This window comes from Microbacterium oxydans (assembly GCF_000956525.1).
Taxonomy (GTDB): domain Bacteria; phylum Actinomycetota; class Actinomycetes; order Actinomycetales; family Microbacteriaceae; genus Microbacterium; species Microbacterium oxydans_A.
Genome location: NZ_JYIW01000019.1, coordinates 120,023 through 138,416, shown reverse-complemented (window position 1 = coordinate 138,416; position 18,394 = coordinate 120,023). Strand labels below are relative to the sequence as shown.

Below are 18,394 nucleotides of genomic sequence, written 5' to 3'. Positions count from 1 at the left end.
CTACTCCCGTCGGCGGGGTGTGAAGACGCCTCTCCGACGTACGGAGGATTGCCGTACACTCCTGATATGACTGCCCCGCTGAAGGATCGACGAATCGAGCTGCGCGTGACCGCCGCGCAGAAGGCCGCGATCGAGGAGGCGGCATCCTTGCAGGGGCGTTCGGTCACAGACTTCTCGGCAGACGCGCTCATGGCCAGGGCCGACGAGGTCATCCAGCGCGACCGCCAACTCCGTGTCGACGCGATCCGCTTCGATGCATTCATCGAGGTGCTGGATCGACCGGCGCAGAGCCTCGACGGACTCCGCGAACTGCTGACACGGAAGTCACTGTTCGTTGACTGAGTTCCTCACACCGAGGCCGCTTGCCGCCGGCGATCGCGTCGGCGAGTTCCGGTGCGGACAGGAGCAGCTCGATGCCTGGCTGCGCGGCCGCGCGCGCGGCAACGAGCGTTCCGGCGCCTCGCGCGCGATGGTCTCGGTGACCCGAGAGGGTCGTGTCGCCGGCTATTACTGCCTGTCGTCGAGTTCGATCGTCCGTGACCTCGCGCCCGCAGGCCTCGCGAAGCAGCAGCCCGACCCGATCCCGGTGGTCCTGCTCGGGCGCCTCGCGGTGGACGAGGAGTACGCCGGTCGAGGTCTCGGAGCATCATTGCTGCAGCACGCCGTGACGCGAGCGATCGAAGCGGCCGAAGCCATCGGCATCCGCGCGATCCTCGTGCACGCCATGATGGAACACGAGGTCCCGTTCTACGAACGGTTCGGGTTCACGCGATTCCCGGGCGAAGAGCGCACGCTCTTCCTGCTCCTCGCAGACGTCCGCGCGACGATCGCGTGACGCCTTCTTCGCTCAGCGGGGGGCCTTCACCGGGAGCAGCAGCAGGAAGCCGGCGATCAGCACGACCATGATGCCGAGGATGCCGAAGGCGGTCTGGGCGGTCAGGGCGATCAGCACGGTCCAGGCACCGGATGCCATCCAGCTCGCCGCACGCCCGGTGGTGGCGTAGAGGCCGAAGATCTCGCCCTCGCGCCCGGCCGGAGTGACTCTGGCGAGGAAGGAACGGGCGGCGGCCTGTGCCGGCCCGACGAAGGCGCACAGGATGAGCCCGCCGATCCAGAACACCATCGTGCCGCCGTCGCGCAGCAGGAAGACGGCGAGGCCTGCGACGATCATCGACCCGATCGAGGCGAGGATGATGCGCTTCGGGCCGACCCGGTCGTCGAGGCGGCCGGCGAGGATCGTCGAGACGCCCGCGATCAGGTTCGCAGCGATGCCGAAGATGATGATGTCCTGCGTGCCGAACTTGAACACCGCGGTGCCGATGATCGCGCCGAACGCGAAGACGCCGCCGAGTCCGTCGCGGAACACCGCGCTCGAGAGCAGGTACCAGAACGTGGGTCGCGTCTCGGGGTCGCGGTAGAGCCCGGCGACGTCCTTCACGAGCAGCACGTACGACTTGAAGAAGCCGACCTTGCGCTCCGGGCGCCCGAGCGACGGCTCCGGCACGTTGAGGAAGATCGGGATGCTGAAGATGATCGCCCAGACCGCGCATCCGACGGCGATCAGTCGGTAGGCGAGGCCGTTGTCGGTCGACATGCCGAACCAGTCGAAGGTGTCGAGCACGACGACGATCACGAGGGCGATGATGCCGCCGAGGTACCCGAAGCCCCAGCCGAGCCCGGAGATGCGCCCGACGTTCTTCGGGTTCGCGATGCCGATCAGCATGGCGTTGGAGTTGACCGCCGCGATCTCCTGGAACACGGTCGCCGCCGAGATCAGCGCGACACCCAGCCAGAACAGGTTCGGGGTCGGCTCGACGAACCACAGTCCGAGCATGCAGAAGATGAGCGCCCCGGTGCCGATGCCCAGCCACAGCTTCTGGCGGCCGGCGGCATCCGCTCGTTGTCCGAGCACCGGCGCGAGCAGCAGGATGCCGAAGGCGGCGATGGTCGACCCGAGACCGAGGCTCGACGTGAGACCGGCGATCGCGGTGTCGTACGCCTTGCTCGACGGGTCGAGGGCGGCGAGGTCTGCCGGGAGGAATGAGTCCGTCGTGAGATACAGCGCCGTGAACACGAAGGTGAGGATGACCGTGTTGAAGGGTTGCGTCGCCCAGTCCCACAGTGCCCAGGAGTACACCTGCTTCTTCGGCGCCGGGGTCTCGCCGCGCAGGTCGAGGCCGATCACGCCGACGGCACCGCTGTTCGCGATCGCCGGCGGCTCCGGAACGGCGGGGCGAGATTCGGGTTCGCTCATGATCGAAGTCTGGCCGTCTGCGGTGAACGGCCGGTGACGGCGCGCCGCATGCTGCTGCGCGCTCCCCCTCTCCCTCCTTGCCGAGCGGCCCCTCTCTGTGCGAGCGGCCCCCTTGGTGCGCGCGCATAGCGGGGTGGCTCGCACGAAGAGGGGTGGCTCGGCAAGGAGGAGCTCGGCGCAAGGAGGGGCTCGGCGTAAGGAGGGGCTCGGCGCAAGAGCTCGGCGTCTCTCGCGCGTCGATCAGAGCGCGGGGCCGCGGATGATGCGCACAGGCCCCCGCGCCTCCGCGATCCGTACGGGCTCGCCCTGCTGCGTCACGATGACCTCGTCGCGCTCGGCCAGCTCTCCGGCGACGCGTCGCACCTCGTCCATCCGCGACCGCCAGGTCTCGCCGCCGATCGCGCGGGCGACGTCGCTCGGGCAGATCGACGACTCGTCTCGCTTGCGGGTGAGGGCGCGGATCGCGGCAGCCGCCCGCTCGGCGAACTCCGCATCCGATGACTCCTCCCACCAGGGTGCGCCGCGTTCGCCGAGCGCGGTCTTCGCATCGTGCACCCGCCGACGAGCGTCGGATTCGGAGGCTTTGACCGCACGCCGCGCCGCCATCAGCTCGTCGACGAGTTCCTGACGCAGCTTCTCCGGGATCTTCGGATCCGTCGCACGCCAGCGCCGCCCGTTCACGACGATGTGGTGCCCGTCGGCGGTGCGTTCTGGCTCGTGGCTCTCCGTCATCCGCTCAGCATCCCTCCCCACCCGCGCGCCGAACCACCCCCTTGCGCGCGAGCGGCCCCCTTCGGAACGTCGACAAAGGGGTGGCTCGCGCACAAAGGGGTGGGTCGGCGCAAGGGGCGGGTCGACCGGTCCCGACCCCGCGACATCCGACATCCGCTCGCGCCCCGGCCCCGCGCCCCACGTCCTACGCGAACGACGCGGCGACGAGCTCGGCGAACAGTTCCTCGGCGTCGCACTCGACCCGCCGACGCGTGAACCAGTCGCAGATGTTGACGCAGTCCCGGTGCAGCAGATCGAGGCCCTGTGGGTTCGCGATGATGTCGACGATCTGCGGCAGGTCGATCACCCGCACCCGCCCTTCGTGTACGAGCAGGTTGTACGCCGAGAGGTCGCCGTGCGCGAAGCCCGGTGCGGCGAACACGCGCATGATGTCGACCACCTGCTCGTAGTGGTCGGTCAGCTCGGCGCGGCCGCTGCGCAGCTGCGCGAGTCGAGGCGCCGCTCTGCCGGCCGAGTCGCCGAGGAACTCCATGAGCACCTCGGTGCCGCTCACCTGCACAGGGTATGGCACGGGCGCGCCGAGCTCCCACATACGGCAGAGGGCTTCGAACTCGGCGAACGACCACTGTGCGGCGGCGACCTCGCGTCCGTGGACCGACTTCTTGGCGAGGGCCCGCGTGTCGCGCGAGTTCCGCGTGGTGCGTCCTTCGGTGTAGAGGGCGGATCGGTGGAAGCTGCGCTGCTCGCTGCTGCGGTACCGCTTCGCCGCGAGCAACGTGCGCTGCGTCGGATCATCCGGCACGGCTCGCTCGATCAGGAACACGTCGGCCTCCTTGCCGGTCTTGAGGATGCCGAGTTCGGTGTCGAACGCACCGGCCGAGGTGACGACCCATGCCGGCCAGGGCTGCGGCCCTCGCTCGGTCGGCGTCACGGACGGCCAGGTCGTCCAGCGTTGGCCGTCGCCGGGTTCGGCATCGGCGAAGAAGAGATCGGTGGATGCGTCAGCAGACGCTGCTTCCGAGGAAGCGAAGTGGTCAGACACGATGTGGCTCCGAGGAGGTGGAGGCCACTCGCGGATCAGGCGCGGGCGGCCTCGAAGGGAAGGTGGTCGGCGGTGTGCCCGACAAAGACGGTGTTCATCGTCCGCTCCCTCCGCTCTGGCCTTCCGGGCTCGTCCCGGTGCGTCGTCGACCCTAGGGCGTCCACGGGACGCTGTCCAGGGTCAGGGCCAGTTGTCGACCGGCGGCGTGAGCCGCACGAGCACCCCGTCGCTCTCGCCGCCGATCGCGACGACCCATGACTCGCCGGTCCAGACCGCGTCGTTCGCTCCGCACAGGAAGGGCAGCGGATGCGCTCCGGCGGCGTCGCTCAGGCGGAGGGCATCCTCGCTCGACCTCCCCTGGCACTGCGCCCGGCGCTCGATCGCGGATCGCGCCTCGGACGAGCCGCCGACGATCACGCCGCGCGCTTCAGACTGCTCCTGTCCGCCACCCCACCAGAGCGCGGTGCCGTCCGGACCCACCGCGACGAGCGGGGCGTTGGCCACCTGCGGCTCCCGGCTCAGCTCGGTGCCGTCGGCCGCCAGCACGATCCGTGCGGAAGGAGTCGCGAGATGCACGCGGCCGGCCTCGTCGACGTCGATGCCGATCGGCGGCACGCCAGGCCGAGCATCCGGCGCATCGTCGAGTTCGAGCTCGCCGCTGTGCAGCAGGGTCCGGGCGCCGCTGTCGAGGTCGACGCGCAGCACCTCGTAGTCGAGGTAGTCGTCGGGAGGGCGCGGCTGGTAGCGCACCACGATCGCGTCGCCGTCGTGCGTTGCGACGTCGCCGAACTCGAAGTCGCCGAAGTCCGAGTCCCCCTCGTCGCCCACGATGTCGCCAGGCAGGTCTCGCATGGTCATGGTGGTGGTGTCGAGCACTGAGAGCATGGGCATGACGTGCACCCGATCGCCCTGCGCCACGACGAGCTCGGTCGGCGACAGTGCTGCCATCGCCCCGATCTGCGACAGCGGGGCGCCGGGCTCGGCGTTGAATCTGGCGAGCGTCTCGCCGTCGTCGCCGACGTGCAGCCATGATCCGGCGGATGCAGCCCAGAAGCCGCCTGCGCCGTCGGCTGACAGCACGTGCATCCCGAAAGCGACATCGGTCGGCTGACCGGCCGGATCCGCATCTGTTCCGGTACCAGTGAACGAGGCCTGGAACGAGATCGGTTCGAGGGCCCAGTCGCGCGGTCCCGCCGTCGGCCGCGGAGTGCATCCGGCGACGAGCATGATCGTCGTGACGGCTGCGGCACCGCGCAGCATCCGCTGCCGTGCTGCTCCCCGAACCTGCATGCCACCACTCTGCAAGCTCCGGCTGGGAAGCGGCAGGGACCACGCCGGACGAATGGTCGGATGCCGCGGACGCCTGGTCGGGCGCCGGGGTCCGCCGACTGCGAGTGTGGAGAGCATGACAACCACTGCGCCCATCCCCACTGCCGCGTCCGCCGCGGAGCGCATCCGCTACGGCGGCCTCATCATGCTGATGCTGATGGGATTCCTGCTGGTCACCGCCGAGTTCCTGCCGAACGGCGTACTCACCGAGATGGCCGAGGCGCTGCACGTGACCCCCGGCCAGGCCGGGCAGACCGTGACCGTCACCGCACTGGTCGGACTCGTCGTCGCACCGACGATCGGCCTGATGTTCCCTCGCCTCGACCGCCGCTCGCTGCTGGTGTGGATGGCGCTCGCCGCAGCCGTCTCGAACCTGATCGTGGCGATCTCGCCGAACCTGATCATCATCCTGCTGGCGCGGTTCCTGCTCGGCGCGGCGATCAGTGCCTTCTGGGCGATGTCGATCACGGTCGCATCGACGCTCGCCGGACCCCGGCATCTCGGACGGGGCGTCATGTTCACCTCCGCCGGCGTCTCGCTCGCGACCGTCGCCGGCGTCCCGCTCGGTGTGATGCTCAGCGAGCTCGTCGACTGGCGCATGGTCTTCGCGATCGCCGGCGTGCTGATGGTGCTGCTGTCGGTCGCGCTGCGGTTCGCGCTGCCCTCGGTGCCGGCGGCTCAGGCCTCGAGCCTGCGTCTGCTCGTCGACACCGTGCGTCGCCCCGGCATCGGGCTCGGCATGCTCGGGCACGTCTTCGTCGTGCTCGGACACTTCTCGGCGTACACCTACGTGCGGCTCGCGCTGGAGCGCATCCCCGACGTCGACGCCTCGACCATCGTGGTGCTGCTCGCGCTCTTCGGACTCGGCGGACTGGCCGGCAACATCACGATCGGGCTGGTGATCGACCGGTCCTTCGCGTTCTTCTCGGTGTTCGCGCCGCTCGTCATCGCCGTCTCGGTGCTCGCGATGATCCTGTCGTCCGGCTCGGTCATCGGCGTCGCCGTGGTCGTGCTCGTCTGGGGATTCTTCTTCTCCTCGTGGCTGATCGTCGCGAACACCTGGGTCGGGCATCGGATGCCGGACCGCCTCGAAGCCGGCGGCAGCCTGGTCGTGGTCGGCTTCCAGGGTGCGATCGCGCTGGCAGCGGGCTTCGGCGGACTGCTCGTCGATGCGCTGAACGTCGAGCTGGTCTACGTGCTCGGGGCGATCATGCTCGTGGTCGGGGCTGTGCTGTTCGGCTTGTCGAACCGGGTGCGCACGACGGGCTGAGTGCCCTGAACGGGTCTGCGCGCGGGTCGCGCCCTATGCCGGGATCGGCGTACGGTGCGCGGCTCGCCAGGCGGAGGGCGTCATGCCGGTGCGGCGGCGGAAGGCGCGGCTGAATCCCTCGTCCGAGGCGTAGCCGAGCTCCCGCGAGGTCTCCGACACCGAGCGGCCGGCGTCGAGCATCCGCTTCGCCGTGTCGATGCGCACCTCGGTGACGTAGTCCGCGGGGGAGCGGCCGATCGCCGTGCGGAAGCGCTCCGCGAACGCCGACCGCGACATGGCGCTGACGCTGGCGAGCCGCTCGACGGTCCACTCGCGGCCAGGTGCCTCGTGGATCGCATCGACCACGCGGTCGAGGAACGGGTCGTTCGACACCGACGGCCAGCCGACCGGTGCGCAGCCGTTGGCAGCCCAGGCGCGGATGACCGAGAGCAGCACGGTCGTCGCCATCATGCGGCAGATGAGTGGATCGCCCTGCCGCACCGGGCAGGTGCCGGCGTCGACGACGCCCATGGTCGCGGCGAGTGCTGCCGCCGGCGGCTCGATCGCGTCGAACCCGGTGACGGTGATGATTCCGGGCAGCACGGCGCTCAGGCGCGATGCGCTGTCCGACAGCAGGAGGTCGATGACCAGCACGCTGGCTCCGGCATCCGCCTGCAACGTCATGGGCGATCCGCCGAGGGTGAGGAACGCGTCACCGCCCACGAGACGGTCGGAGCCCTGGGTCACGGCGAGCTGCTGCGACGCTCGATCGACGTCGAGGTGGCAGCGGGATCCGAGCGGCGGATGCCCGTGCACGCTGCCGTCGGCGATGTACACGAGGGTGACCGCGTCGCTGACGAGGGGGAGCCGTCCGCCGGCAGGCAGCGTGATGCGTCGCGCCACGCCGACCTCGAGGTCGACGGAGCGGAGCAGCTGCGAGAGCGCGTCGGCATCCACCATGCCTTCGGCAACGTCCGCTCGCGTGCTGGTATTCCGGGGGCCGGGACCACGGCGCGCCGCCGATACCCTGGAAGGACCCCCGACCCCACCCGAGGAGTCCCGTGTTCCGTTCGCCCGCCCGTCTGTACCGTGCCCTCGCGATCGCCGAGGCGATCACCTGGACCATCCTGATCTCCGCGATCATCGCCAGGGCTGTGGGGGCCCCGGGCATCGTGGTCACGATCGGTGGCGGCATCCACGGATTCGTCTTCCTCGCCTATGCGGCGACCGCGATCCTCGTCGCACTCAACCAGCGTTGGCATCTCGGCGTCGCCGCGCTCGCCGTGGTCAGTGCCGTGATCCCGTACGCCACGATCCCGACCGAGATCTGGCTGCATCGCACCGGGCGTCTCGACGGCGTGTGGCGGCTGGAGCCGGGCGACGATCCACGCGACCGGCGGTGGGTGGATCGGCTGATGCGGTGGTTCCTGCGTCGACCCTGGGTGCTCGCTCTGCTGCTCGCTGCCGGCATCGTCGCGCTGTACGTGATCCTGTTGCTCGTCGGCCCGCCCGGAGGCAAGTGAGCTCGGTCGGCCCGAACGCCGGGCTCGTGCACCTCAGGGCGTGACGACGACCGCGTTCTTGTCGGTGACCTCCGACAAGATCGTGGCGGCGTCGCCGGTGCTGCAGTCGACGATGACGTACAGGCCGACCCCGATCGCGGTGAACGCGCGTGCGGCCATGACCCAGGTGCGCTCGCCGTCGGCGCCGACGATCTGACGGTTCTCGACGCCCCCGGATCCGCCGACCTGGTAGCTGAACTCCCCGGTCGTGGCGAGTGGCGTGATCACGGCCGCAGTCGATCGCAGGAGCGCGGCGAGGATGGCATCCGACGAGGCGCTGTCGTCGCCGTCGACGACTGCCACATCAGAGGTGAGGCCCTGCCAGAACCGGGCGGTGCAGGAACCGTCGGCCGTGGCGTAGCTCCACCCGCCGTTGCCGTCATCCGGCGATTCGGTCACCCAGCCGTCGTCGACCAGCAGCCCGTCACCCCACTCGACGGAGACCGTCGGGGAGAGTTCCTGTCCTTCCGCGAAGCCGAGCGTGCGCGGCAGATCGCCGGCCGGCTCATCGGCGGGAGCATCCGGCTCGTCGGTCGTCACCACGTCGATGGTCGGTACCTCGTCCGGGATCTGCGCGTACAGGCATCCGCTGAGCGAGAGGGTCGCTGCCGTGACGGCGGCGATCGTGACGAGACGGAGCAGCGGTCGGGACGTGGTCATGCGAGTCAGCGTAGCCCTCGGTCGCGGCGCCCACGATGGGGCGCAATGCCCATCCGGGGAGGGCGTCAGTGGGCGGTCGCGACGCCGACCGAGTCGTGCACGATCACTGCGGCCACGCGGGCTCCGGCGCCGGCGGCGACGATGAGCTGCTGGGGTCCGGGGGTGGCTGCATCGCCTGCCGCGTAGAGCCCCGGTATGTCGGTGCGCCCGGATCGGTCGGTCAGCAGGTTGCCCGCATCGTCGACCGCCGGATGGATGCCGTCGAGGAACGACAGCTCGGTCTCCCACTCGGGACGCACGAAGCCGCCGTCGATCGCGACGCTCGTGCCGTCTGCGAGTCGGATCGCCTCGATCCTGCCGCGTTCGCCGACGAGTTCGGTGATCGGATGCCGCTGCACCGCCACCCCGATGGCGGCGAGCTCGACCTGTTCTCCGGCAGTGACGACGTCGGCGCCGTTCGTGAACACCGTGAGGCTCTCGGTCCAGCGCGCGATCAGGCGTGCGCGGTCGGCGAGATCGGCGGACTCGCCGATCAGGGCCAGTCTCCGATCCTGCAGCTCCCAGGCGTCGCAGGCCGCGCAGCTGAACAGGCTGATGCCGTAGTAGCCGCGCAGGTTCGGCACGTCGGGCAACGTCTCACGCAGCCCGGTGGCGAGCACGACGGCGGATGCCGTGGCGGTGCCGGAGGGATCGCGGCGTCCGATATCGGCCGTGAACCCGGCATCCGTCTGTCGCAGCGACAGGACCCGCACCCGCGACCGCACCTCGACGTTCGGGTAGGCGGTCAGTTCCTCGCGCGCCAGCCGTCGCAGCTCGTGCGGGGGGATGCCGTCGCGCGTGAGGAAGCCATGCGACAGCAGCGTCGCGGCGTTGCGCGGCCGGTCGGCGTCGATCACGAGCACCCGTGAGCGGGCGCGGCCGAGGTTGAGCGCGGCGGAGAGTCCTGCCGGCCCGCCGCCGATGATGAGCACGTCGTACTCGGCTGTCTCGGTCACGCGCTTCCTCCCCGTGCGGGGCGGTGTCGGATCGCAGGCCGGGCGGCGATCGAGGCGACGCCGCCATGCGAGCGCTGTTCGGATACGGCTCGCCTCAGTCCCATCCTGCCATCTGCAGGACGGGTGGGTCTCAGGTTCTGCCGGCGACCGGCACGCCCGCATCGCGGAGCGCGGCTCGCAGCGGACGGATGCCGGTGAACGCATGCGCGTGCATGCCGACCTCGCGGGCACCGATGAGCTTCGAGGGGGAGTCATCGGTGAAGAAGACGGCGTCTCCCGGCAGCGGCAGGGCGTTGAGCGCGTGCGTGAATGCGCGCGGGTCGGGCTTGGCGAATCCGATCTCGGCGGTGTTGAAGATCGGATCGAAATGCTGGTCCAGGTCGCAGGATGCCGCCTCCTGCGGGATCGTGTCGGTGCCGTTCGTCAGGATCGCCGTGATCAGTCCGAGCGAGCGCAGTTCGGCGGCGAGCTCGAGCAGGTCGGGGTCGACGTGGAATGGCGTGCGGCCCCACTCGGCAGCTGCCTCGGGGGAGCCGAGCCGCTCGCCGACGGTGCGGATCCACTCGGCGCGCGTGATGCGACCGCAGGTGACGTCATCGAGCAGGGCAGGTGCGAGCGCGGCCTGCGCGATCGCGCCGTCAGGGAGTCCGTGTCGGCGTTCCAGGTCGGGATCGCGATCGAAGTGGCGCACCACCCCGTCGAGGTCGAAGAGCACGGCGCGGATCATGCTTCCATCCTGCCCTGTGCCTCTGACAGTGGGGGCGTCTGGGCGTGTGGATCTGGGCTGTACGGGGGCTGTGCGGGTTGCTGTGTGTGTGGTCGCGATCCGCCGGCTGTGGAGGTGTCGCGTATGGCCGCTTCCGGCGGCGTGACCCGGCAATCTGCGACCCCTCTCGGCGCCACCGAGCGATATGCCGGTATGCAATTCGAACCGGCCCTTTTTGTGCGCTGATCAGGTCGTGAATGTCGGTGGTCGCTGATGGAATCGAGGTATGGAAGCACTCATCGATGCCACGGACCAGCAGATGGCCACGCTCTGCGCGCTGGTCGACATGGTGCAGTCGATCGAGGACGTGATCGGCGGCCTGCAGGCGGCTCGCGATGGTGTCCTCGCGCTCGCGTCACGATGGGCGATCGAGGTCGCGCAGCAGGGAGAGCATCCTGACCTGGGTGACATGACGACGCGCTCGGTCGCCGCAGAGCTCGGTGCCGCGCTGCGCATGAGTGACCGCACGGTGCAACGGCGCATGGCAGATGCTGAGTTCTTCGTCACGCGGTACCCGCTCGTCTGGGCGGCGCAGGGCGCTGGTCGCATCAGTGCCGCGCACGCGAGAGTGATCGTCGAAGCCGGAGCACACCTCGAACATGCGACGGATCGGGATGCATACGCCGACACGATGATCGCGACAGCAGAGGTCGAGTCGCCCAACCGGCTGGCTCGGATCGCACGACGAGCCGCCGAGCGCTTTCAGCCCCGAACGCTCGATGAGCGACATGCCGATGCGCGCGAGCAGCGGAGGGTCTGGATCAGGGATGCTCCCGACGGCATGGCCGAAATCGGCCTTCTCGGCCCTGCGGCACTCGTGCAGGGGGCGTTCGAGCGGTTGACGGGCATGGCGAAGGCTGTGCAGGCCCAACGAACCGCGACGTGGTCAGGAGAGGATGCCGTCCTTGAGCTTGAGCATGACGCCGGGAGCGCCACCGATCGGGACTCTGTCACTGACCACCGCTCGCATGACCACCGCTCGAATGAACACCGCTCGCATGACGAGCGCTCGCTCGACCAGCTCCGTGCAGATGTCGCGCTCGATGTGCTGCTCTCCGGAGTTCCGCTCGGCCACGACGGCGACGGGGGAGTGCTCGGTGCGATCCGCGCGCACGTCTCGGTCACGGTTCCGGTGATGACGCTTCTGGAGAGCACTCAGACGCCGGCTGAGCTCGACGGGCGTCGTCCGGTCGATGCCAGGACTGCGCGGGCGCTCGCCGCTGCGGCACCCGGGTGGGACCGCGTGCTCACGCATCCGATCACCGGTGCCGTGCTCGCGGTCGACCGCTACCGCCCGGGGGCCGATCTTCGCCGGCACCTCCGAGCGCGCGATCAACGGTGCCGCTTCCCCGGCTGCGGGCGATCACCCGACGAGAGCGACATCGACCACACCCATGACGCGGCGCTCGGGGGAGCCACTCGCGAAGAGAACCTCGCTCATCTGTGTCGACGCCATCACATGCTCAAGCATCACAGCCCTTGGCATATCGAGCGGCTCGACGCCGGTCTCTTCGCCTGGACGAGCCCCTCGGGGCGCACATACATCGACCGTCCGCAGCCGCCGACCACTGTGACGTTCGTCGAAGACGACGCCACTCCGCCGTTCTGATCGTGATGACGTCCGTGCACCCGATCATGCCCCCGGTTGACTCACTTATCTCCGTTCGTTTTGGTAGCACGACTGTACTAACATGGCGGCATGATTCTTCTGGCGATCCTGGCGTGCGAGATCGGTTTCTGGGTGGCCGTCATCGGCGGCCTCTGTGTGCGGTACCTCGCGGGCATGCCACGGCTGGGGGCGGCACTGCTGGTCGCCGCTCCGGTGATCGATCTGGTGCTGCTGGCGCTCGTCGCGGCAGATCTGCTGGGTGGCGGCACGGCGTCCTGGCATCACGGGCTGGCCGCCCTCTACATCGGCATCTCGGTCGCCTACGGACACAGGATGATGGCGTGGGTCGACCGCCGATTCGAGCAGCGGATCTCCGGTGCCGCGATGCCGCCGAAGCCGACCGGCACCGCATACACGATCTCGTGTTGGAAGGATGCCGCGCGCACACTGCTCGCGGCCGTGATCGCCGCAGCCATCCTCGGCGCATTGATCCTGATCGTCGGTGCGCCGGCGCGCACGCAGGAGCTGCTCGGGTTCTTCCCCATCTTGGGCGTCATCGTCGCCATCGATACGCTCTGGGCTGTGAGCTACACGATCTGGCCGAAGCCCGCGCGACCGCACCCGGTCGAGGTGCGGTGATGCCGCGCCTCATCGACCACGACTCGAGGGCGCGCCAGATCGGCGAGGCCGTGCTGCGCGTGCTCGTGGCCGAGGGGCTCTCGAGCCTGTCGGTGCGCAAAGTGGCCGACGAGGCCGGTATCGCCACCGCATCGCTGCGCCGGGCATTCCCCACGCAGGATGCGCTGCAGGCCTGGTGCTTCACCTTCGTGCGCGATCGAGTGGCGGCCAGGATCGGCGGCCTGTCAGGGGAGGGGCGGGGGTTCGTCCTCTCGCTGCTCGAGCAACTGCTCCCGCTCGACGACGACCGGCGCGCTGAGCTGGTCGCGCAACTGCAGCTCGCGACGCTCGCGATCACCCAGCCGCATCTGCGCTCCGCGAGCGCAGCACTCACCAGCGACGTCCGCGCCGTCTGTCGCGCGGCGATCGACGAGCTCGTCCGAACCGGCGAGTTGCGCGACGGCGCTGCCGCCGACCTCGACGTGACGACCGATGCGCTGCACGCCACCCTCGACGGCATCGCCCTGCAGGCCCTGCTCGACCCCGCCACCTTCACGGCCGACGTGACCGCAGCGAGGTTGGCACGAAGCATCGACGCGCTCGTCGGCGGGCGGTGACGCGCAAACCGCGCCGCGGATCCCCGCGCCGGCAGTGACCCACGCCAAAAGTTGAGCCAGTTCATATCAACTTTGTTTGACAGCATCCGAACTCCGACGTATCCTTGAGTCATCGCGACTCAGGTTTTCCTGATCGCCAGAGATTTCCGAACTTCCGAAACCGTAACTTCCGCAACAAAGGAGAATCACATGGCACGTGCTGTTGGAATCGACCTCGGTACGACGAACTCCGTCGTCAGCGTCCTCGAAGGCGGCGAGCCGAAGGTCATCGCGAACGCCGAAGGCTTCCGCACCACCCCGTCGGTGGTCGCATTCACCAAGGACGGTGAGGTGCTCGTCGGCGAGACCGCGAAGCGCCAGGCCGTCACGAACGTCGACCGCACCATCGCGTCGGTCAAGCGCCACATCGGCACCGACTGGACGTTCGACGTCGACGGCAAGAAGTGGACGCCGCAGGAGATCTCCGCGCGCATCCTCATGAAGCTGAAGCGCGACGCCGAGTCCTACCTCGGTGACACGGTGACGGATGCCGTCATCACGGTCCCCGCGTACTTCAACGACGCCGAGCGCCAGGCCACGAAGGAGGCCGGTGAGATCTCCGGTCTCAACGTGCTCCGCATCATCAACGAGCCGACCGCTGCCGCTCTCGCCTACGGCCTCGACAAGGGCAAGGAAGACGAGCTCATCCTCGTCTTCGACCTCGGTGGCGGAACCTTCGACGTCTCCCTCCTCGAGGTGGGCAAGGACGACGACTTCTCCACCATCCAGGTGCGCTCGACCGCCGGTGACAACCGCCTCGGTGGTGACGACTGGGACCAGCGTCTCGTCGACTACCTGATCTCGCAGTTCAAGTCCACGACCGGCGTCGACGTCTCGGGTGACAAGATCGCCCTGCAGCGCCTCAAGGAGGCCGCTGAGCAGGCGAAGAAGGAGCTCTCCAGCTCCACGAGCACGAGCATCAACCTGCCCTACCTCTCGCTCACCGACTCGGGTCCCGTCTCGCTCAGCGAGACCATCACCCGCGCGAAGTTCGAGGACCTCACGAAGGACCTGCTCGACCGCACCAAGAAGCCCTTCGAGGACGTCATCCGCGAAGCCGGCATCAAGGTGTCCGAGATCGACCACATCGTGCTGGTCGGTGGCTCGACCCGTATGCCCGCCGTCGCCGAGCTCGTCAAGCGCGAGACCGGCAAGGAAGCCAACAAGGGCGTCAACCCGGATGAGGTCGTCGCAGTCGGCGCCGCACTCCAGGCCGGCGTGCTGAAGGGCGAGCGCAAGGACGTCCTGCTGATCGACGTCACCCCGCTGAGCCTCGGCATCGAGACCAAGGGCGGCATGATGACGAAGCTCATCGACCGCAACACCGCGATCCCGACCAAGCGCAGCGAGACCTTCACCACGGCAGATGACAACCAGCCGTCCGTCGCGATCCAGGTCTTCCAGGGCGAGCGCGAGTTCACCCGCGACAACAAGCCGCTCGGAACGTTCGAGCTCACCGGCATCGCCCCGGCTCCTCGCGGCATCCCGCAGGTCGAGGTGACCTTCGACATCGACGCGAACGGCATCGTGCACGTGTCCGCCAAGGACAAGGGCACCGGCAAGGAGCAGTCGATGACGATCACCGGCGGCTCGTCGCTGTCGAAGGAAGACATCGAGCGCATGGTGCGCGAGGCCGAGGAGAACGCGGCCGAGGACAAGAAGCGTCGCGAGGCAGCCGAGGTCCGCAACCAGGCCGAGACGCTCGCGTACTCGATCGACAAGCTCATCAAGGACAACGACGAGAAGCTCCCCGCCGACGTCAAGGACTCGGTCCAGGCCGATGTCGACGCACTCAAGACCGCGCTCGCCGGAGACGACGACGAGGCCGTGAAGACCGCGTTCGACAAGCTGAACGAGTCGCAGGGCAAGCTCGGCGAGGCCATCTACGCGCAGTCCCAGGCGGATGCCGCAGCCGGCGCTCCGACCGAGGGCGAGGCGCCCACGGCCGATGACGCCTCCTCCGAGGAGGATGTCATCGACGCCGAGGTCGTCGATGACGAGGAAGACAAGAAGTAACCATGACGGACAAGAACTTCGACGAGAACGAGATTCCCGAGTCCGCCGAAGGTCGCAGCGAGGGGTCGGACGCTCAGGCGCCCGGCCCCGCGCCGCACCACCAGGACTCCCGCGAGGCGCAGGCGGCCGAGGGCTCTGATGAGACGCCGGTCGACGGCGCCGCTGACGAGCTCACGGTCGACGACATCCTCGGCGCACCGCAGACCGGTGAGGCCGCGGCGGAGGACGCCGTGCTCGCCGACCTCGAGTCGACCCTGCTGAACGACCTCAAGCGTCTGCAGGCCGAGTACGCCAACTACCGCCGCCGCACCGAGGAGCAGCGTCAGATCGAGAACGAGCGGGCGAAGGGCGAGGCAGTCAAGGGCCTCATCCCCGTGCTCGACGACCTCGACCGCGCAGCAGCCCACGGTGACCTGGTCGACGGCACCCCCTTCGCGGTCATCGCGGACAAGGTGCGGGCGGTCGTCGAGCGCCTCGGCGTCGTCTCGTACGGTGAGCAGGGCGAGGACTTCGACCCGCAGCGCCACGAGGCGATCTTCCAGCAGCCCACCCCCGGTGCGGCCAAGGCGACAGTGCTCGAGGTCGTCGAGGTGGGCTACCGCCTCGGAGATGTCGAGCTGCGCCCCGCGAAGGTCGTCGTCGCTGTTCCGGTCGACCCTTCGACAGGCTCAGGGACCCAGTAGTCGAAGATGGCTAGCCAGGACTGGTTCGACAAGGACTTCTACAAGACGCTCGGGGTCTCCAAGGACGTCACTGCTGCCGATCTCAAGAAGACGTATCGCAAGCTCGCGCGCAAGTATCACCCTGACTCCAATCAGGGCGATGCGAAGGCCGAGACCAAGTTCAAGGAGATCAGCGAGGCCTACTCGGTGCTCTCCGACGTCGAGCAGCGCAAGGAGTACGACGAGATCCGCGCCATGGGCTCGGGCGCTCGCTTCACGGCGGGCGGCTCGGGTGCGGGCGGGTTCGAAGACGTCTTCAGCCGCTACGGCCAGCAGGGCCGTGGCGGTCAGTCCGCCGACTTCGAGGACATCTTCGCGATGTTCAACCAGGGACAGGGCGGAGCGTTCGGCAACGGCCGCTTCGGTCAGACGTCCGGCGGATACCGTGGCTTCGGCGGGCCGCAGCGCGGCGCCGACGTCACGGCCCGCACGACGCTCGACTTCGTCACCGCCGTGCAGGGTGAGACCATCACCCTGCAGGGCGAGGACGGCAAGCCGTTCAAGGTGAAGATCCCCGCCGGGGTCGCCGACGGGCAGAAGATCCGTCTCCGCGGCCGTGGTCGTCCTTCTCCTGACGGCGGCGAGAGCGGCGACATCGTGGTGCAGATCGCGGTGCGGCCGCACCCGGTGTTCACCCGCGATGGCCTGAACCTCCGCCTCACGGTCCCCGTGACCTTCACCGAGGCGACGCTCGGCGCCACCATCGAGGTGCCGACGCTGAGCGGCGACATCGTCAAGCTCCGCGTCGCCCCCGGCACGCCCTCCGGGCGCGTGCTCCGGGTCAAGGGTCGTGGCGTCGCCACGTCGAAGGGCACCGGCGATCTGCTCGCCGAGCTGCAGGTCGCTGTGCCATCGCACCTCGACGAGGCCGCTCGAGAGGCGCTGGAGAAGTTCCAGGCGCTCGAGCCCGCGGAGAACCCTCGGGCCGAGTTGATGGCGAAGGCCCGCCGCTGAGCATGGGAGCATCGATGACCGCGACACCGGGGAGCGAGGTGATCAGGAATGGCTGACCTCCGCCCGGACCCCGATACCCCGGTGTTCGCGATCGCCGCCGCCGCCGAGCTCGCCGGCATGCATCCGCAGACCCTGCGACAGTACGACCGCATCGGGCTCGTCGTCCCCGGGCGCACCTCCGGCGGCTCTCGCCGCTACTCGCCTCGGAACATCGAGCAGCTCCGTGAGGTCGCTCAACTCTCTGCCGCGGGAATGAGCCTGCCAGCGATCGCGCGCGTGCTCGACCTGGAGGACGAGAATCGGATGCTGCGCCGCCGCATCTCCGAGCTCGAAGCCGCCATCCGCGCCGAGCGCGAGAACCGACCGGGCGTGCGAGTCTTCGCCGCCGGTTCCGCGGGCGTCGTACCGATGCCGAGCGGGCGCCGTCTGCGCCGCTCGACCGACGTCGTGCTCTGGAACCCGCGAGGGAACTGATCCCCGCACCGGGTGTGTATCCTGTCAACTGTTAACAGGAGGTCGCCGTGACGCAGAGCGTGAAGCGTGGAGAATCCCTCGGGGCACAAGTGGCCCGGGTGCTGAGACAGCGCATCGTGCGCGGCGAACTCGCGCCGGGCGCCCGCATCACCGAAGAGGCGCTCGCCGAGGAGTTCGACGTGAGCCGCGGTCCGATCCGCGACGCACTCACGCAGCTCAGCTTCGAGAAGCTCGTCGAGGTGCAGCGCCCTCGCGGCGTGTACATCGTCGGCCTCTCGCCCGATGACGTCGAGCAGCTCTACAGCCTGCGCGGGGCGCTCGAACAGCTCGCGCTCTCCAGGGCCATGCGGGTCGAGGATGCCGCTCGGTGGGCGCCGATGGCAGCCGCCGTGGGGCGCATGGGCACGGCGGCCGACGACGGCGACCACGCGGCCTTCGTCACCGCCGACCTCGACTTCCACTCGCAGATCTACGCGCTCGCCGATCATCCGCGTCTCGAGGGGGCGTGGAACCAGTACCTTCCGACGTTCACCGCGCTGCTCGACGTCACGATCAACCATGACGAAGACCTGCACGAGTCGTCCGGCGACCACATGAAACTGCTCGACGTCATGCGCACCGGCACTCCGGAGAAGGCTGCGGAGGTGCTCGCCTCGCACCTCGACGGCGCCCGTGACCGGATGCTCAGCGAGATCACCGCGCGGCGCTGACCTCTATCGCGGACCCCCGGGCGGCCGTTCGAGTGTTGACTGTTAA

Annotated in this window: 20 protein-coding genes; 12 read left to right on the top strand and 8 right to left on the bottom strand. The window is 69.0% G+C overall.

Going from position 1 to position 18,394, the window contains the following annotated elements; genetic code table 11:
* The first annotated feature begins 66 nt into the window (after positions 1-66).
* Both RS83_RS04340 and RS83_RS04335 read left to right on the top strand, forming a co-directional pair.
* Positions 67-342, top strand: coding sequence for a DUF1778 domain-containing protein (locus RS83_RS04340; RefSeq protein WP_045278290.1), 276 nt, complete (start codon positions 67-69; stop codon positions 340-342).
* Complete coding sequence (locus RS83_RS04335) at positions 335-835, top strand: GNAT family N-acetyltransferase (protein ID WP_045278289.1); 501 nt, start codon at positions 335-337, stop codon at positions 833-835. The genes RS83_RS04340 and RS83_RS04335 overlap by 8 nt, the downstream gene beginning before the upstream one ends.
* 12 nt (positions 836-847) lie before the next feature.
* Here RS83_RS04335 and RS83_RS04330 read toward each other — a convergent pair whose 3' ends face one another.
* From RS83_RS04330 to RS83_RS04315, 4 genes are all read right to left on the bottom strand, one after another.
* Positions 848-2,254 carry an MFS transporter gene (locus RS83_RS04330; RefSeq protein WP_052678842.1) on the bottom strand — a complete coding sequence of 469 codons (1,407 nt, stop codon included), beginning with the start codon at positions 2,252-2,254 and terminating at the stop codon, positions 848-850.
* A gap of 240 nt (positions 2,255-2,494) precedes the next feature.
* Positions 2,495-2,986, bottom strand: a complete 492-nt coding sequence (locus tag RS83_RS04325) for a DUF3253 domain-containing protein (RefSeq protein ID WP_045278288.1) — start codon at positions 2,984-2,986, stop codon at positions 2,495-2,497.
* A 184-nt stretch (positions 2,987-3,170) separates the two neighbouring features.
* Entirely contained in the window at positions 3,171-4,028 is an 858-nt protein-coding gene (locus tag RS83_RS04320) for a serine protein kinase RIO (protein WP_045278287.1), read from the bottom strand.
* Positions 4,029-4,208: 180 nt separating this feature from the next.
* A complete protein-coding gene (locus RS83_RS04315) occupies positions 4,209-5,318 on the bottom strand; it encodes a hypothetical protein (RefSeq protein ID WP_156153109.1) in 1,110 nt (369 codons plus the stop codon).
* 115 nt (positions 5,319-5,433) lie between these two features.
* Between RS83_RS04315 and RS83_RS04310 the strand changes: the two genes are divergently transcribed.
* Positions 5,434-6,627: an MFS transporter gene (locus tag RS83_RS04310; RefSeq protein ID WP_045278285.1), complete on the top strand. Its 1,194-nt coding sequence runs from the start codon at positions 5,434-5,436 to the stop codon at positions 6,625-6,627.
* A gap of 33 nt (positions 6,628-6,660) precedes the next feature.
* On the opposite strand, the gene RS83_RS18500 is transcribed toward RS83_RS04310, so the two are convergent.
* Positions 6,661-7,566 carry a helix-turn-helix domain-containing protein gene (locus tag RS83_RS18500; RefSeq protein WP_082071517.1) on the bottom strand — a complete coding sequence of 302 codons (906 nt, stop codon included), beginning with the start codon at positions 7,564-7,566 and terminating at the stop codon, positions 6,661-6,663.
* A gap of 101 nt (positions 7,567-7,667) precedes the next feature.
* Between RS83_RS18500 and RS83_RS04300 the strand changes: the two genes are divergently transcribed.
* The gene (locus RS83_RS04300; RefSeq protein ID WP_045278284.1) at positions 7,668-8,129 is read left to right on the top strand and encodes a DUF3817 domain-containing protein; all 462 of its coding nucleotides are present in this window, start codon (positions 7,668-7,670) and stop codon (positions 8,127-8,129) included.
* Positions 8,130-8,162: 33 nt separating this feature from the next.
* Here the strand turns inward: RS83_RS04300 and RS83_RS04295 are convergent, their stop codons facing one another.
* From RS83_RS04295 to RS83_RS04285, 3 genes are all read right to left on the bottom strand, one after another.
* Positions 8,163-8,828 carry a hypothetical protein gene (locus RS83_RS04295; RefSeq protein WP_045278283.1) on the bottom strand — a complete coding sequence of 222 codons (666 nt, stop codon included), beginning with the start codon at positions 8,826-8,828 and terminating at the stop codon, positions 8,163-8,165.
* 65 nt (positions 8,829-8,893) lie between these two features.
* A complete protein-coding gene (locus RS83_RS04290) occupies positions 8,894-9,823 on the bottom strand; it encodes an NAD(P)/FAD-dependent oxidoreductase (protein WP_045278282.1) in 930 nt (309 codons plus the stop codon).
* A 130-nt stretch (positions 9,824-9,953) separates the two neighbouring features.
* Positions 9,954-10,550 carry an HAD-IA family hydrolase gene (locus RS83_RS04285; RefSeq protein ID WP_045278281.1) on the bottom strand — a complete coding sequence of 199 codons (597 nt, stop codon included), beginning with the start codon at positions 10,548-10,550 and terminating at the stop codon, positions 9,954-9,956.
* A 265-nt stretch (positions 10,551-10,815) separates the two neighbouring features.
* On the opposite strand from RS83_RS04285, the gene RS83_RS04280 reads away from it, so the two are divergent.
* The 8 genes from RS83_RS04280 to RS83_RS04245 all read left to right on the top strand — a co-directional run bounded on the left by RS83_RS04280 (position 10,816) and on the right by RS83_RS04245 (position 18,348).
* Complete coding sequence (locus RS83_RS04280; protein WP_052678840.1) at positions 10,816-12,198, top strand: HNH endonuclease signature motif containing protein; 1,383 nt, start codon at positions 10,816-10,818, stop codon at positions 12,196-12,198.
* Between the two features lie 90 nt (positions 12,199-12,288).
* Entirely contained in the window at positions 12,289-12,837 is a 549-nt protein-coding gene (locus RS83_RS04275) for a hypothetical protein (protein WP_045278280.1), read from the top strand.
* Positions 12,837-13,433, top strand: a complete 597-nt coding sequence (locus RS83_RS04270) for a TetR/AcrR family transcriptional regulator (protein WP_045278279.1) — start codon at positions 12,837-12,839, stop codon at positions 13,431-13,433. The genes RS83_RS04275 and RS83_RS04270 overlap by 1 nt, the downstream gene beginning before the upstream one ends.
* Before the next feature lie 189 nt (positions 13,434-13,622).
* Positions 13,623-15,488 carry a molecular chaperone DnaK gene (gene dnaK, locus RS83_RS04265; RefSeq protein ID WP_045278278.1) on the top strand — a complete coding sequence of 622 codons (1,866 nt, stop codon included), beginning with the start codon at positions 13,623-13,625 and terminating at the stop codon, positions 15,486-15,488.
* Between the two features lie 2 nt (positions 15,489-15,490).
* On the top strand, positions 15,491-16,171 hold the full coding sequence (gene grpE / locus RS83_RS04260) for a nucleotide exchange factor GrpE (protein WP_045278277.1): 681 nt from the start codon (positions 15,491-15,493) through the stop codon (positions 16,169-16,171).
* Positions 16,172-16,177: 6 nt separating this feature from the next.
* A complete protein-coding gene (locus RS83_RS04255; RefSeq protein ID WP_045278276.1) occupies positions 16,178-17,164 on the top strand; it encodes a DnaJ C-terminal domain-containing protein in 987 nt (328 codons plus the stop codon).
* 48 nt (positions 17,165-17,212) lie between these two features.
* On the top strand, positions 17,213-17,638 hold the full coding sequence (locus RS83_RS04250; protein WP_045278275.1) for a heat shock protein transcriptional repressor HspR: 426 nt from the start codon (positions 17,213-17,215) through the stop codon (positions 17,636-17,638).
* 47 nt (positions 17,639-17,685) lie between these two features.
* A complete protein-coding gene (locus RS83_RS04245) occupies positions 17,686-18,348 on the top strand; it encodes a GntR family transcriptional regulator (protein WP_045278274.1) in 663 nt (220 codons plus the stop codon).
* Positions 18,349-18,394: the final 46 nt, after the last annotated feature.